Here is a 15,960-nt window from a genome sequence, read left to right on the forward strand (position 1 = left end):
AGGCCGGCGACTGTAACCACCCCAAACCCCTGAAGGGGCTTCAGGACTGTGACTAACTATTGGAACAGCACTTTTTATTAGCCATTTGACAGGAATAGCGGTAATATCAAAACGGCAACTACTGGCACCGGGAAAAACGCACCGACCCAAAGTTCCCTTTAGCATCCCGGGACGAAAAAGGATGTCATCCCCCGGGGGATGACATCCTTATGTGTTACTTGCTTTTGTTTTCTTTCGTTATATTACTCCTCCCTGATCAGGTAGAGCCGGTTGTCTTCCACCTTATAATACATGGGCGCTACGGTGATTTTCGGGTAGCGGTTGCGCAGGCGTTTGACTTCAGATAATACGAAATCGATTTCGTTGCCTATCTCGAAAAGCGGGGCAAACTGATTGAAATGCTCTTCGGCAAACGTCCGTTCCCATCCGGCTGATTCGACCAAACCACCGATGAACTTCTCTTTTTTCGATGCCAGGTTCACCATGCCACAGTTACTGTGCCCGATGATGGCAATGTGCTTCACATTTCCTATCGAGATGGCAAACGATACTTTGAATTCGCTGTAACGGAGATTGGCACCACCCGCCCTGATGATGAAAGAGAAATTGTCGGGGATGTTGAGATGTTTCCGGTTATCCATACACATACCTACCAGCAGCTGTGCTGAATCATACGAATCGAAATCCCTGCCGAGATCATGATACTCCAACAAATCACCAATCGGCGTATCCCGGTACTCCGGGAAGATGTCTTCTTTTGTTTTAATCGGTACAAGTCTGTTCATAGCTTTCGTGTCATTTTTGCCGGATGATTTACGTTCATTTATTTCCGGCCTTCGTTTTAAATGAATGTCTTTATGATGTCCTCCGTATTTAAAACGGTGGCAAATTCTTCGTTCAGGCTGGCCAGCGCCGTTTCGTGAATGGTTTTGGCAGAATAGTGCTTACCGTCGAAACCGGTTTTCGGAAACGTGGCAGTGGCGTCGTTTACCACGTAGGTGTCGAAGCCGAGGTTACCGGCCATGCGCACCGTCGTGGAAATACAATGATCGGTCGTGAGGCCGACGACCACCAACTGACGAATGCCTTCGTCGTGCAGGCGCTGCTCCAACCCGGTGTCGATAAAGGCACTGTTGACCGTTTTCCCGATGACGGGTTCCCCCTCTTTCGGCTGCACAATCGTCTGAATGACATTGCCGGGCTTTCCTTCGGCCAGCGGCGATTGCGGGAGGACCGAGTTGTGTTTCACATGAATAACCGGGAAGCCGTGACTGCGCCATACCTCCAGCAGCCGGGCTGCATTTTTCTCCGCGTCGGGATGATTGCGTTTGCTGCCCCAGTAAGTCGGGTGGTCAAATCCCTGCTGGATATCGACCAGCAACAAGGCTGGCTGTCCGTCGGGGATGAACGGCTGAAGCGGTTCGTTGGTTGATGCCTGCGTGTTCTCCATGTTTCGTTATTTGGTATCGATGGTTTCGACCTTTTCTTTTATGGCCTTCACGCGAATGCGTTTGTAATCGATGTTCCATTTCCCGTCGACAAAACAGATCGGTTCAATCCGTTCCTGCACTTCGGCTTTGATGACTTTCGCATCTTCTTCACTCACGCCGTCGAAGAATTGCTTGCCAAACATCGCCATCCAATCGGCAATGCCGGTCTCTGCATCGGCCAGTTCCGTGGGGCGGTCGAAATGCTCGGCCCGGACTACCCGGAATCCGGCTTTTTCGAGCTCCGTAGCATACTCGCCAATCGTCGGGAAATACCAGAGTTGTTTCTCCGCCTGTTCGTGGTAGCCATGTTCTGCCAGGACCTTCCGTAAGGCTCCGACGATGTTTTGCACATTGCCTTTTCCACCGAACTCGACCACCAGGCGGCCGCCCGGTTTCAGGTTGCGGTACATGCATTTAACGGCTCCCTTGTAATCGGTTACCCAGTGAAGCGCTGCATTCGAAAAGATGGCATCGAACCGTTGGTTGAACTCAAAATCGGACGCATTTCCGACCTCGAAATCGATGCTGGGATATTTGCTTCGTGCGTCGGCGATCATTTCAGGCGAGTTATCCATTCCTACCACCCATGCAGCACTCTCTTTTATCTGACTGGTAAGTTGTCCCGAGCCGCATCCCACGTCGAGAATACGTTCATTTGCTTTGGGTTCCAGCCAGCTGAGAATTCCCTGTCCGTATTGATACACAAATGCGTGCTTGTCGTTGTATAATTCAGGATTCCAGTCTTTTGCCATGTTAACATTCCTTTCTAGGTATGGTGGAGACGCACTATAGTGCGTCTTTACTTCCCTTTTACAGAGACTCTACCAATACCCTACCCCTAAACAAATAAGCACGCGTTGGGTTGAGAGTTTTTGTACTTGCCAGTCATTTACTATCTCTTTTTGCCCATCAGCCACGCGACATTTTCCTGGTGCTGATGTTTTTACCCAATGGAACCGGGCGCTGTTTGTCGTAATTCTATGGATTTCCGCCGGTGACACAGTTTAATGAATACTCCCAAGGTTAACTACAAAAGGAACTCCTTTAACTACAAAAGGAACGTCTTTTCCCGCAAAAGGAAGACCTTTAACTGCAAAAGGAACGTCCTTTCCCACAAAAGGAAGACCTTTAACTGCAAAAGGAACGTCCTTTCCCGCAAAAGGAAGACCTTTAACTGCAAAAGGAACCCATTAAACGCGAAAAGGAAGGCATGGATCGCCAAAAGAATGTCGTTGAATGACAAAAGAGAGCAGTTAAATTTAAGATGAACCCGAGCAAATAGCAAAATAGGCAGGGTGCATTGCGTCAATCTTTGTCGGAACCGGGATGGCGCAGATAATTGTCTGAACCGGGATGACGCAGATTAACCAGATTACACAGATTGGGGCGGCGGCGGTGTGGTATGACCGGAGACGGGCGTTGTATGGCAGATTTAGAGACGCCCGACTCGGGCGTCTTTACGGGTGCGTTGATGGTGGTGAATAATTGTCTGAACCGGGAAACCACAGATTTACCAGATTACACAGATGAAGGGCGGCGGCGGTGTTTGATGGGTGGAAACATTGGGGGAATGTTTTTTTGAGACGCAAGGAGTAATTGTCTGAACCCGGATTACACAGATTTACCAGATTACACAGATGGGGACGGCGGCGGTATTGAATGGGCGGAATCATTGATGGGGGTTTTGAGACGCCCGAATCGGGCGTCTTTACGGCTGCCCTATTTAAAATTGAAAAGCACCTTTCCGCCCGATTCGGGTTTCCAGATCTTTTTGTTCTGGTCGTATTGGTATTCGGTGCCCAGCCTGATTTTGGCATTTCCGCCCGAATGGTACTGCCAACCAAAACCGACGTGGGTTTTCGGATAAAAGTTGGGCATCTGGAACGTTGGATCGGAGCTTTTGCCCTGCGTCACATATTGTCCCCAGGTTTGCAGTTGCAGCCAGTCGGTCAGCGTATACCGGAAGAGCCAATTGCCACCGATAACCGTTTGCTTGCTGGAGAAAAGATATCCGTACTGCGTGCTGATGAAAGCGCCATAATCCACCGACAGGTTATTGGTCAGGCTCATCGTCCCCAGTTGCCCTCCAAAATTCCGGTAATCTCCCAGGCCGGGATATTTGGGTAAGACCGATGCCAGCGAATCATTTACCCGAAAGTCCGGGTATTTCAATTCCTTGCCCATATCCGGAACGAAAATCTTTTGAGGAAGAAGAAGGTGTGAGAAATCATTCTCCGGAAACCACAATGCCGGTTGGACCTGCAGCAGGTGTGGTTGTACCAACAGATGCTCCGTACTGCTTTTCCATTTGATCGAATTGCCAACGTCAACCGAATCTGTTTTGGTCTCTTGTCCCTTCGCGTTTAATACCGTCAGAGTCTGGATGACCAGGAGAATTAACCACACGTGTTTTTGTTGCATAACACCGCACATTTTTATGTAATATACGTAAGACGATCCAAACACGGCAGAGGTGCATGGATTTTTTAAAAATTGTCTGAACCCGGATTACGCAGATTTTTGGATTTCCCGGATTAAAAGGATCATGCGCCCATCGACGTTTTAGGCAATTTCAACCAATTCACACCCATGAACAACGTGATCGTAAAGACCCAATACCTTGTGTTTCAGAAAAACACCCCTTCAATGATTCGGTCTATCAAACACCACCGCCGCCCCCCATCTGCGTAATCTGGTAAATCTGCGTAATCCGGGTTCAGACGTTTTTTTGAGAGACGCCCGAATCGGGCGTCTCTACGGGTGCATTGTTCATGGGTACAAATGTTATTATCTTTGCCGATGATATTTCAACCGTTTGCCTCATGATTCAGGATATCTTTCCCCACCGTTTCGACAATCAATACCGCGCTGAACAACACATCGGAGACGAGGACATTGTGCTTTGTTACCGGGACAACACGTTGTTGCTGAAAACCGACGGGGAGACATTCGGGCTACCGCGAAAGAAGGATTTCCCGGAGATTTCGGAGCAGACGGAAAGCACGTTCCTGTTTACCCTCGATGATGTTCCGTGTTTCCTGGTGTGGGATGAGCTGGCCGCGAAGGAACCGGATTTTGCTTACCAGGAAATCAGTTTCTTCCGGACGATTGAGCAGCCGGAAATCGCGTGGGTGAGCATTGCGGGGTTACAACTGGTGAACTGGTACACGCAGAACCGCTTTTGCGGGAAATGCGGGAGCCGGACCGAACACAAGTCCAACGAACGGGCGCTGGTGTGTCCGAATTGCCATACCACCGTTTATCCCAAGATTTCGCCGGCCATTATTGTGGCCATTGTGAGCGGCGATAAACTGCTGCTGGCCCGCAATGCGAATTTCCGCGGCAACTGGTTTTCATTGATTGCCGGGTACGTGGATGTGGGCGAAACGCTCGAGGAGGCTTTGGCACGCGAGGTGAAGGAAGAGGTAGGCCTCGACGTGAAAAACATTCAGTATTACAAGAGCCAGCCCTGGCCGCTGTCGGGTTCGATGATGATTGGTTTTGTGGCGGAGGCCGACGAACACCAGCCCATCCGCGTCGATGGCAACGAGATTGTGGAAGCCGCCTGGTTCTCCCGAGGCCACCTGCCCAACCACTCCTCCACCATCAGCATTGCCGGCGAGATGATCGCCAAATTCGAGAAAGGCGAATTGCAAGGGTGCGGTGAGGTGAAGAAGGTGGGGGTTTGAGAGAATTTTCACATACCGATTAAAGTACTTAGCAACAACGGATTCAAAACAATTCATCCATCATTCCGTAGCTAATATATATAGTTAAATTAATCCCTCCGAGATTGATAGTAGATTTTGTCTCCTCACAGCTTTCCATGCTAGAATCAATGTCTTCCAATTACTAAGTACCTAATAGAATTTCAAATACACTTGACTTTGAAGTAGCCTAAAATGTCTTTGATATAGAATACTTTGGCTTGTCACCATAAATATCACATAATCGTTTAAAGTAATCTTCTCTTATTACCAGTTCTGAGCCATCTAATTTGGGAATTTCATCTTGAATACTAGCAAAAGTGCCTAAAGCCACATATTCTGTTTGCCAAGTCTTCAATTTTAATACTACATCATCCTTTGAGTCATATCCTACAAAACCATCATTAAAATCACCCAAACGCAATTCTAACATTTCCATAATTGATGGATTTAACCATAAAATTTTAAAGTATTCTAACTGAAATTCATCTTGAATAAGCGAAAATATTGGAGTCTTTTCAATTGGAAAATCCAAATATCTTTCACCCCATAATAATTTCATTTCTAACCGATACGGAGCATATGGAAATATAGTAGAATGTCCTTCATCAAACACAACACCACCAAAAATTTTTCTATCGATTAATTTATAATGTTCCGTTTCAATCAATTCATGTTCGAAGTGTGCAATTCTAACCCAACGGCTCTCATCAATGTATATTTCTTCATTGAATGCAGCGTAATTCTCATAGCTTGATGCTCTTTTTAAATTATCTGGCCTTATATCCATGGAAAGGTACTGTGCAATAATTGATTTAATATCAATCTTTAAACTTTCAAAGACATCCTGTACATTATTATATGAATTCAGCTTTTCATAGTATTCAGTATTAAAAAGCTCTAAGAGATAATCTGAAGAAAATATGTTGTTTACCACTCTTTCACACATGCGATTACCGTAGATTTCTAAATATTCACCATACTTTCGTTGAAAAGTTGCTTTAAATTTTCCAAAAATATTTTTGGTGTCAATTCCTGCTCCCTTTAGGATGGCATGTCGCTTATTCAGTCCTTCCAACCATTCGTATTCATCATCTGAAATAGGATATATTAAATCATCTTTTGCTTTTACGATGGACTTCCTACTCAAATGAAATGAACTTGCGATTGGAATATCTATTAGAAAATAATTAGTAGGATAAATCGATTTTAACTCGGATTCGAAATTTTTAATGTATCCCTTAGCAGTCTCTTCAAAAAGAATTATTAACTGTACGACTGCTAGAACTATAGATTTTTTAAAGTATTCATGATTTGAAAGAAACCATCTTATAGGTTTTATCAACCTTTGGGAGTCTTCATATAATAAAATCGAAATACTTGATAAAACAATATGGTACTTTTGAACAGTATAAGATTTAAAACGACAAAATAACAGACAAATATGAATCTCTTCTAAACTCATACTTAGTTTATTAGAAAGAACTGTATCCCAATCATATGTTTCTCTCGAGGGCAATCTATATTCAATTATTTCATACATTGAAAGCCAAGATTTCTCAAGTTGTGAAGTATTATAACCAACACTTGAAAGAGCATTAAATAAATTTGCTGAAAAGACACGTTTATAGCCCAGATTTAAATTTGAATCCAATAACTCAAATAAATAGTCAATGCTTTTATTGGGATTAAGCTTATATGCTGTTTGGAAAGCGCCTAAGTTTGACAGACTCTTAAACCATCCATCTGTTTGATAAATAAATCTTGTCATCCAAAAAAATACAGATAATTCAGTATTTGATTCAAATATTGGAGTTATGTCAATGTTTCTCTTGTCATGGTAGTCCTCATTCTTCCTGACTAAATGCTGAATTAAATCTTTTAACTCACGAGTAAGAACCTGATAACTATCAAATAAGTAAATTAATGATTGAACTTCTTTCTCAAGAATTGGATTTTCATTTAGGTAAACAGAAAGCTCGGAAAGAGTCATATCAGAAAATTCTTTCCGATTAACACATTCTCTTTTAACTTTCACTATAGGGTCAATGGTTGTAAACTCCCTGCGTGGATCTATTGTGCTTGAAGCAACAAGAGCATTTGATAGTTTTAACTCATTCTTATATTTTCTAATCTCTTTCAGGAGATTCTCTGACCTTTTTGAGTTTTGTTTTATTGATAACCTTGCACTTATTGAAGCTGCTAAAGTATTTCTCGCAACTGGCAAACTTAACTTCTCAAACAATTTAACAGAATCCATCAAAAATGCATCATCTGATTCAACCAAGAATGTTTGATTTAAAAATACTTTCGTTAAAGAGTTAATTTGAGTTTCAGGGTTTGTAATCAAATGTTTTAAAGAAGATTCTAAGCGCCAGTCATATCTTGTAGACACCAATTCATTGAGCAAATAAAGAGATGCATTTAAAGGATTAATTTTATAGAATTTCTCAAACCATTCTACAGGAAAATGTTTTGTATCCTTGCCATCAGTATGCTGAACCACAGAATCTACCAATTCTTTCAACTTTAAAATATATCGATTCCCTAAAGAATTGTTTATCGCACTAAAACCAACGATACTTTCGGTTAAATCTTCGAGAGTTAAATCTCTACGCCATGTATACCCTAATACATATTCAACCCCTCGATTGAAATACTCTTCGATTTTCACTGGCTCATTAATGAAAGCATATGCTTTTACAAGTTGAAAGCAATATTCTGAAAGAAATGCATGAAATTGGGTATCTTTGTTCCTTTCGTATTGCCCAACCAATAATTCGACCACAAAGGCTGAATTAATTGCATTAATATTTTCGATAAGTAGTCTAAAGAAATTATTAGTCGCAATTGGGCCACCAGGAGAGTTCTGAAAATATGTTGTCGTTTTAGTACTTACCTTATCAAGTATCCTTAATACATAATTCCAATCTTCTTTTTTCTTAATAAGGGATAATCCTTCATTCAGGGAATCAAAAATAAAATCGTGCAATGAATATAAATCACAAGTTCTTGGCTTGCCGTAAAAAGGCTCTACATTGTATGCAAGAAAATCAAATGCATTTCTGATTTCCAAAGAGCCATTTGTTTCTGATGTTTTAATTTGCTTAACCTTTATAAAGTAAATTAGCCAATTATAAAACCAATTATGTGATTTAAAAACCTTGATAACATCTTCGATTAGCTCAACATCATTGGATTGACTTTCTATTTGCATAAAAAACAACTCAATCATTGGAACCTCGTCATCGAAAATATTATCAAATTTTAGAATTTCTTCCGCTAATAAAATAAGGTTTTCATTTTCTGTTTCTTTTTTATCATCAATAGTGAATACTTCTTTTATTTCTTCATGCTTATCTATTAAATCGTATACAAATGCACTTGATCTGAATAAAGATAACTCTCTAATAAAAACAGCCTTAAAATCAGGCAACTCTCTTTTTTTTAATTTCTCAGCGACATTGATTAATTCCTCCTCGTTATTTTGAGATATTAGAATCCTTATATAGTACTTGAAATCATCTAATTGAATAGATTCGCCTAATTTAAAATAGTCAGAATAGTATTCCCAAGGTGCAACCGAGCCTTTTGAATCGATTAAATAACAAACTTGTAAACCTTTTCTTTTTGTTAATGTAGGCTTACCTTCAAATATTAAGTACTCTGAAACAGCTTCAAATCCATTTATGTACCCAAAGGCTTCTATGTAATGCTCAAAAGCTTCATTAAATGAATCTTCTGTTCCTGTTAAGATTTTATTTATTTCGTTAAGCACTATTATTTTCTCTACATCTCTTGATTCTATACAAGCTCTCGATAAGAAATAATAGTTATTTTCAATTATATCCCACGGATGCCCTGCGTAAACACATTTCTTAATGAAATCTTTTGAAATGAAACGCAGCATCCTCTCATAATAACCACCATCTGTCAATACCTGTAAATAATATCGATAAGCCTTAGGGTAACGATAAAAATCTAGCTTATCAAACCATTCAATTACTGGTCGAAATATTCTGTTTTCAACAACATCATTTGATTTAAGTTTTTCTAATATAAATCTTCTAAAACTCTCGTGATATATTATATAGCCTTTTGAAGATGTATTTTGTTTCAAAACAGGTTTCAGTAGATCTAATGTTTCTTCTACATATGCCCCTAACCCTGTTATTTCCCTCAGTTCTTGTTTCGTAAGACTAAAATTTACTGCTGATAAAGCAAATGGCACATCATTACTCAGATTCTGCTTTGCCAACAAATAATCATAATACTCTTTTAGATTATACGAATAAAATGGTAGTGAGTCAAACACATCTAAACTCACCTGAGATAAGTTTTTAATTTCTTCAATTAGGTAGGTTAGGTATAGAGGATTACCAGAGCTTTTTTCATATAATAAGTCTGATATAAGTTTATCGCCTAATTCATTATCATCAAGGTGGAGTCTAGACATTAAATCTTTTACATCTTCAATATCCCAACCGGGTATTGGAACCTGAGTATAGCCATGGAGATTCGCTAATTCCTTAATAGGTTGTGATGCGACAAGAATTGTTAAATTATCTGATATGTTTATCTTATTGATTTGGCTAATAATATCAACATCATTAATACTCAGATCATCATAAGGTCTGTAACTAAAAACTCTCTCAATATGGTCCAATCCATCTATTACTAATACCGTCGGTTCGCTTATATTCTCAATGAGTATATTTAATTCAGATAAACTACTTGCATATCTTTGCCGTTTTTTATCCTTTAATTCTGGATATAAATTAAGGATTTCAGAGATTATATTTCCGTAAAAAACATCAGTCTTTATTCGTTCTTTTTGAAATTTGTCTTGAAGGTCTGTATAGCAATAATGCTTTACAGTATTAATATCGTTACTATTTAATTCACCTATTAGGTTGTTTACAAACCATGACTTTCCACTTCCCGGTTCTCCCTTTAGAACTATTCTTTTTTCTGATTTGACAAGCTGTAGGATTGAAGTAACGTTCTCTTTTGTTGGTATATTTTTACGCTCATCAATTGGAAAACTTTGCTCAATTGAACCAAAATCGGTAACAATTTCAAATCGTTTAAATATTTCTTTTGTTGTAATCGGTGTACCTTTGCTGCGAGACATTCTTATTAGAGCAGAAAGAGAAAGAATAAACTCTTCTTTGCTTTTCTTATTATTTGGAAAAATTCCTATACCTATTCGGTCTACTTGGTCTAAAATGATTTTCTCTAATTGTCCAGGCTCATAAATACTTAAACTAAATTTAGGAAAATCTACTTCTATTGTAAAAGCTCCACAAAATCTCAAGAATTCATCTCGCTGAATTCCATTTGACTTTGTTCTAAATCTTCTCCATTTTTCAATCGGCATTTTGCTCTTTGGCCATAGTTTCTCTGCGTTTATTTTGTATAGACTAGTATCGTGGTTTTTAAAGGTCCTCTGCTTATTTTGGATATCTAGAACGTTCAATAATTCATCTTTGGGCTCATTCCATGCCAAACAAAGCCTAATATCTAGCGTGTCTTTTTGGGGATGGTTATTCCATGAATTGAATAATTCGTCAATTGCTAAGTTGTATGAACCATCAGTTGATAAGTCCTCTTTTTGAAAAGAACGATTATTCTCTGAGTTACTATATTTAATTTGTTTCTTGAATAATCCCTTGCTGTTTATAATCGTTAAATCATCAAATCTATCGGCATCAAATTCTTTTTTGTCTATATAAAAAGTACTTTCTTCATCTTCTAGAATCCAATAAAGAATGAAGTAGGCAGTTAACAAATCTTGATACTCATATCCTTCATGTGCAGTATTTAAGCCCATAGAATCTCCATATTGAGGGTTAAGAATTGTGCTCTTTTGCATATCTTGGATTGTGTGTCAGCTTGTGCTATTTGCAAATGTGTGTGATGCGCGTTGACTTTTCTGACTATTCTGATGGGGAGAAGTGATTGTACTAAAGTCTTTATCGGTTTGTTGTTAGGTCGCATTTCCTCTTTATAACAACTCGGATAATACTGAGTGGTCGATTTTTCTGTCTTCATATTGTTGGATTCTTTGGTGCATCCAAGTTAACAAAATCTTTTTGGTTTTCGATGGGTGGGGTTTCGGGCTGGTGAGATGGTTGGAGATTTGTGGAAGCAAGTGGATTCAATTGGCAAAATGAGAAAAAATTTCCCAGTCATTTCGTAATTCGTCAGCTTCTTGCAGTTATTTCATGTTTGTCGAAATAATATTCTTGATACCATATGTTTGAATGACATCGTATACAGAATCTGATTGTTGAGATTTGGGCCTTTTAAGAATTCGATTGATTCTGATATTTCTATACCTACGTTTCCTTGTTAATTTTAGAATTCTTTTGGCTTTTTCATTAGGATTAAATTGTGTTTCACTCTTTTTCCTAGTAGTCGCTTTCAAAAGCGACAAAAATATTGGTTTTAAGAACTCAATTTCGGCTTTATTTAAAAGGTCAGAATATTGTTTGTAGATATTCCTTTGCTTAAGCAACTCCAAAACCAAATCTGGTTCCTTATTTAACCTTTTCGCAATTTCGAGAACCGGTAATTTCTCAAAAGCTTTAACCTTTTTCTCAAACTGTTTTTCTTTATAGTTGAGACTGTCATTTAAGTCAAACGACTTTCTCTTTCTTTTTTTCATTTAGTTGGTTATTAGGCTTCTTCCAAGTTAACAAAATCTTTTTATTTTTCAATAAACTGGGTTTCAACTTGGTGAAATGGTTGGAGTTTACGATTACCGATTCTTCGGAGCCGTTTGATAGATAACGGGCATCTGTCCCTTCCACCTACTCCATACGTCATTGTTGGTGATGAGTTCAGCCATAAAATGACCGACATTGATCCGGCTGACCGTTCCGGCATTAAAAATCGCACTTCGTGTGGGGGAAGGATGAACCTCGTATCCGGTGACCTGGTCTTCGTTTACCAAACCATCGGGACGAACAGCTACCCACTCAATGAAACTGTTTTTTTGCCCCATCTGCGTCCGTAAATAATCGGCCGCCTTTTCATTATCGACATGTGGAGGCAACAATAACCGGAGCAGTGCGATGACCAACCGTTGCCCCATCGAAATGGGTTCGTTTAAGTCGCGGTTCCGGTTGCCGGTCGTGTTCATCAATACAAATTTCACGGGCTTACCCGGTGCGTTCTTTTGAATGGAATGGCAAAGGAGGATGACAGCGTCGGTCACCAGTCGTCGGGGTTTTCCGTATAGCCCTTTCCAATTCGGATGATGGCCTAAACAAGAAGCCACGGCATCACAATCGCGGATGTATCCGGCCATTTCATCTACCGTGATTTCGGATACGCTGGCTTGAATGATGGACAGTTGGTCGTTGGTTTTCCATGTTTCGGGTAATTTCTCAGGCGAACGAACAATCACCTTTACTTTTTGCCGGGAATTGAGCAGTTGCTCCACTACATGTTTTCCGGTTGCTCCCGTTGCACCAACGACTAATGTTGTCATAGCGTATGTTTATTCATTCATTGAAATATGCGTCCTATCCGAACAGATACCATCAAGTTAAGGAAATTAGTTGGGTTTTGGCGGGTGGGGCTTTGGGATGGGGAGATGGGGAGCGTTTGCGATGGGGAGATTGGGAGAAGGGGAGATTTGGGGAAAGCGAGTTAAGTTGGCAAACTAAAGGACAGTTGCCTGCTTATGACACTTCTGTCATTATTCCTACTTTCATTAATTAGTATTCACATCTCGCTTGTCCAATGACATCAAGCTCTTTAAATGTCTTTTTATAGTTCGATTTATTAAGTGACCTCTCCAGGTTTTGCTTATTCTGTGTCAAAAAGTTGATTACACCAATGTAATCGAGTCTTGTTTTCAAAATCTTTTGCTCTTCATGTTTTGTCAGATTGCGCTTTGAGTTAGCAAATATCAAAAAAGAATTAAAGAGTTCAATATCCCGAAACTTTTCTTTACCAAAAATAGAAGACAATTCAATTTCGACAATACCACGGTCATTCAATAATCGAACTCTCATGAATTCATTTTTGAAGGACATCAAAGCTCCCATTCCGGGACCGTTTTTACTTTCGTATTTAGCAAGCCCTAAATTTTCGAAAGTATCTCTGAATACGTCTTGATATATTTTTTCGATTTCAGAAAGCCAAGTCATTCTTCTGTCTTCATTTGGTTGCTGTTTTGGTGCATCCAAGTTAACAAAATCTTTCGGGTTTTGGATGGGTGGGATTTCGGGATGGAGAGATGGTAGGAGATTTGGGAAGAGATGTGGTTTGAGATGGCAACCCAACCTCGACCTACTATATGACAATTTGTTGGATGCCCTGTGATCTTAACTTTCCCACGTACCAAATGTCTCCACAATTCTCCACTTATCATTTTCTTTGGCCATTACAAAAAAATATCCTTGACCACATAATCCTCCGCAATGATAATCAACTGACAATATCAGCTTGGTCAAATTTTCATTGAATAATGGTGTGCTTATTTTGATAAAATCACTTGAACCATATGTCTTTTTTAATAAAACGTAGCCAGAATCAGGATCAACGTTTGTATCAAAGAATGCATTAAGCTTTTTTCTTGATATTAATGTAAACCAGCTATTCTCTTGATTGAGTTTGAGAATTAAAGTCGAGTCAATCTCATTATACATATAATTGGCATCTTTTGAGGTAAGAAAATTATTTTCTACAAGAGATTCAAAGACTTCTTTAGAGTAAATAATCATTCCTGGAGGTGGAGGAGGAGGTGGTGGTGTAATTGAGTCTAAGGAATCAGATTTATCAATCTGATTTGGATTTGTTTTGAAAATTGGGCGGGTCTCTGCTTGTACTATCGAGATATCGCTAAATTTGAATCTTAGAAGCTCATCTACAACCACATTAAATTCTCTTTGCTTTTCAACATCATTGTGTTTGTCAGTATTAAAATCACATGAAGTCAATAACAATCCAAGAGTTATAAAATATATCAGTTTCATAGTTGTATTCTATTATTAGGTATCACGGTCACTTGTATGTGGTCGGGCAGCCCCGATAGTCCCCGAATTTCCATATGGGAAAAGATTACATACGGTTTTTTTCGCTTTCGACTTGCTTTATCAATTTAAGGTTTTCTTTTTCCAATCCAGTGAGAAAGTCATTCACATTATCATGCTGTGCTGAATACCAATCCTGCTTTTCAAAATATTTATCCATTTCTCCACCAGGTTTAAATCGGTAGCCATAACGAGCGAATATCTCGTTGCGCATAATCTTCAAATCTTCTTTTGACATTTTTTCCAGTTCATTTTTGCTCAATGGTCTCAATGACGCTTGAGTAAATCTCCCCGAGAAATAATCAGAGGGGGGAAATGATTTTGTGCCAATTTCAGATCCATCTTTACCTGTTGCTCCACTCCATGAATTAAAAACCCTTAATCCTTTGGAGTTTTTTGCCCCATTATCATACTTTACAAACTCGCCATTTGTCTTGTCAGAATAGAATTTGTTGCCAACGATTTTGACATTTTTCAAATTCTCATAGTTCCAAACCCATGATTTGCCATCTTTACCCCAAGCGCCATATCTAATCTGAGCATAACATTTACCATTTCCGAAAAGCACCAACAGGTCAGATTCATTTTCTGAATCTCCAAAATGATAAACAGATTGATACTCAACTGTCAATTTTGGAATCCATGGGGTTACCTTTGAGTCACTTACTTTTTCTGTTCCAATTACATGTCCCAATACCCTTCCTGGTATCAGGATAATAATCAAACCGATAATCAATTGTTTATTTCTCATGATGACAGTTACCTATAACGGTCTACAACATCTCGCAATTTCGAGTTAGTTGTTAGGTTGGTTCCAAGTTAACAAAATCTCTTTGGTTTTCGATGGGTGAGGTTTCGGGATCGGTAAAGATTCAGAGAGAGCAGTTTTAATTGGCAACGGTAAATTATATGTTGTCGTTGCGTTCCGATGCCCCGGCCCCGAAGTTTCGGGGGAAGAGCTTCAGCGTCCGATAGGACATGGAACTGCGAAACGAGCCCCGAAGCCTCGGGGCGCAGTTGGCATACCACCGAACCCCGCCCTGCAATATGTACTGTGTTAGGCAGTGTTTTTTAATATTTTCTTTTCCAATTCATTAATTATTCTTTTCCGAGTCATTCTATTCATTACTGGGTAAAATGGTGATTTCAGGTTTGTTCCCCAACTGAAAGTAATCACATTGATTAAAATTACTTTGTCTGCAAATAAAATATTTACCTGTCGGTCAGAATTTAATATGCCTGTATCGGGGAAAGTCACAATAAAATCTTTATTGTTGTGTAAAATGTGCCACTTCTCTTCTATCAATGTCTCAGCTACAATCTGTCGATTTGTTTTTGGGTCAATTCCATTGACTTTATAAAACTTATCAACCTTAAACAACCAAATAATCAGGTAAGTAATCCATGTAAGACAAAATATTGCTAATAATGAAATGATTGTCCAATGGTGATAGTAAATGTTTTCTCGAATTAGTCTTGACACATAAATCCATACTCCGTAAACAGGTAGTACAATGAAAGCGATATTGGCTAAAAAGTCAAAAAATAGTGTCAGGATATGTGTCTTAATTTTTAATTTATTCCTATTTACAGATAATTTATAGTCAATACTGTCTCTCATTTATTTCAATTTATGTTTTTTCGTTTTGTTCTCGTTTTTCAAATACTGCCTAACGGTTGGTACATGTTGTCGGGGCGGATTTCGGAGAGCGTTCC

Annotated in this window: 12 protein-coding genes; 1 reads left to right on the forward strand and 11 read right to left on the reverse strand. The window is 39.4% G+C overall.

Annotated elements, in window-relative coordinates; all coding sequences use genetic code 11:
• Window positions 1–242: 242 nt before the first annotated feature.
• The 4 genes from AC060N_RS13455 to AC060N_RS13470 form a co-directional block, all read right to left on the reverse strand.
• Complete coding sequence (locus tag AC060N_RS13455) at window positions 243–785, reverse strand: carbonic anhydrase (protein WP_479524256.1); 543 nt, start codon at window positions 783–785, stop codon at window positions 243–245.
• Window positions 786–841: 56 nt separating this feature from the next.
• A complete protein-coding gene (locus tag AC060N_RS13460) occupies window positions 842–1,450 on the reverse strand; it encodes a cysteine hydrolase family protein (protein ID WP_479524257.1) in 609 nt (202 codons plus the stop codon).
• A 6-nt stretch (window positions 1,451–1,456) separates the two neighbouring features.
• Window positions 1,457–2,242, reverse strand: coding sequence for a class I SAM-dependent methyltransferase (locus tag AC060N_RS13465; RefSeq protein WP_479524258.1), 786 nt, complete (start codon window positions 2,240–2,242; stop codon window positions 1,457–1,459).
• A gap of 967 nt (window positions 2,243–3,209) precedes the next feature.
• On the reverse strand, window positions 3,210–3,911 hold the full coding sequence (locus tag AC060N_RS13470) for a hypothetical protein (protein WP_479524259.1): 702 nt from the start codon (window positions 3,909–3,911) through the stop codon (window positions 3,210–3,212).
• 401 nt (window positions 3,912–4,312) lie between these two features.
• Here AC060N_RS13470 and nudC point away from each other — a divergent pair, with 401 nt between their 5' ends.
• Entirely contained in the window at window positions 4,313–5,179 is an 867-nt protein-coding gene (nudC, locus tag AC060N_RS13475) for an NAD(+) diphosphatase (RefSeq protein WP_479524260.1), read from the forward strand.
• Between the two features lie 208 nt (window positions 5,180–5,387).
• On the opposite strand, the gene AC060N_RS13480 is transcribed toward nudC, so the two are convergent.
• The 7 genes from AC060N_RS13480 to AC060N_RS13510 all read right to left on the reverse strand — a co-directional run bounded on the left by AC060N_RS13480 (window position 5,388) and on the right by AC060N_RS13510 (window position 15,865).
• Window positions 5,388–11,072, reverse strand: a complete 5,685-nt coding sequence (locus tag AC060N_RS13480) for an ATP-binding protein (RefSeq protein WP_479524261.1) — start codon at window positions 11,070–11,072, stop codon at window positions 5,388–5,390.
• A gap of 345 nt (window positions 11,073–11,417) precedes the next feature.
• Window positions 11,418–11,867: a hypothetical protein gene (locus AC060N_RS13485; protein WP_479524262.1), complete on the reverse strand. Its 450-nt coding sequence runs from the start codon at window positions 11,865–11,867 to the stop codon at window positions 11,418–11,420.
• Window positions 11,868–11,960: 93 nt separating this feature from the next.
• Entirely contained in the window at window positions 11,961–12,695 is a 735-nt protein-coding gene (locus AC060N_RS13490) for an NAD(P)-binding oxidoreductase (RefSeq protein ID WP_479524263.1), read from the reverse strand.
• A 229-nt stretch (window positions 12,696–12,924) separates the two neighbouring features.
• Window positions 12,925–13,398 (reverse strand): hypothetical protein, encoded by a 474-nt coding sequence (locus tag AC060N_RS13495; RefSeq protein WP_479524264.1) that lies wholly within the window; start codon window positions 13,396–13,398, stop codon window positions 12,925–12,927.
• 138 nt (window positions 13,399–13,536) lie between these two features.
• On the reverse strand, window positions 13,537–14,187 hold the full coding sequence (locus tag AC060N_RS13500; RefSeq protein WP_479524265.1) for a hypothetical protein: 651 nt from the start codon (window positions 14,185–14,187) through the stop codon (window positions 13,537–13,539).
• Window positions 14,188–14,272: 85 nt separating this feature from the next.
• Complete coding sequence (locus AC060N_RS13505; RefSeq protein ID WP_479524266.1) at window positions 14,273–14,995, reverse strand: YARHG domain-containing protein; 723 nt, start codon at window positions 14,993–14,995, stop codon at window positions 14,273–14,275.
• Between the two features lie 306 nt (window positions 14,996–15,301).
• Window positions 15,302–15,865, reverse strand: a complete 564-nt coding sequence (locus tag AC060N_RS13510; protein WP_479524267.1) for a hypothetical protein — start codon at window positions 15,863–15,865, stop codon at window positions 15,302–15,304.
• Between the last annotated feature and the right edge of the window lie 95 nt (window positions 15,866–15,960).

This window comes from Prolixibacter sp. DSM 2831, from assembly GCF_056493735.1.

Coding starts and splice junctions, on each gene's coding strand:
- AC060N_RS13455 (WP_479524256.1), bottom strand. CDS start 785: ATGAACAGACTTGTACCGATTAAAACAAAAGAAGACATCTTCCCGGAG.
- AC060N_RS13460 (WP_479524257.1), bottom strand. CDS start 1,450: ATGGAGAACACGCAGGCATCAACCAACGAACCGCTTCAGCCGTTCATC.
- AC060N_RS13465 (WP_479524258.1), bottom strand. CDS start 2,242: ATGGCAAAAGACTGGAATCCTGAATTATACAACGACAAGCACGCATTT.
- AC060N_RS13470 (WP_479524259.1), bottom strand. CDS start 3,911: ATGCAACAAAAACACGTGTGGTTAATTCTCCTGGTCATCCAGACTCTG.
- nudC (WP_479524260.1), top strand. CDS start 4,313: ATGATTCAGGATATCTTTCCCCACCGTTTCGACAATCAATACCGCGCT.
- AC060N_RS13480 (WP_479524261.1), bottom strand. CDS start 11,072: ATGCAAAAGAGCACAATTCTTAACCCTCAATATGGAGATTCTATGGGC.
- AC060N_RS13485 (WP_479524262.1), bottom strand. CDS start 11,867: ATGAAAAAAAGAAAGAGAAAGTCGTTTGACTTAAATGACAGTCTCAAC.
- AC060N_RS13490 (WP_479524263.1), bottom strand. CDS start 12,695: ATGACAACATTAGTCGTTGGTGCAACGGGAGCAACCGGAAAACATGTA.
- AC060N_RS13500 (WP_479524265.1), bottom strand. CDS start 14,187: ATGAAACTGATATATTTTATAACTCTTGGATTGTTATTGACTTCATGT.
- AC060N_RS13505 (WP_479524266.1), bottom strand. CDS start 14,995: ATGAGAAATAAACAATTGATTATCGGTTTGATTATTATCCTGATACCA.
- AC060N_RS13510 (WP_479524267.1), bottom strand. CDS start 15,865: ATGAGAGACAGTATTGACTATAAATTATCTGTAAATAGGAATAAATTA.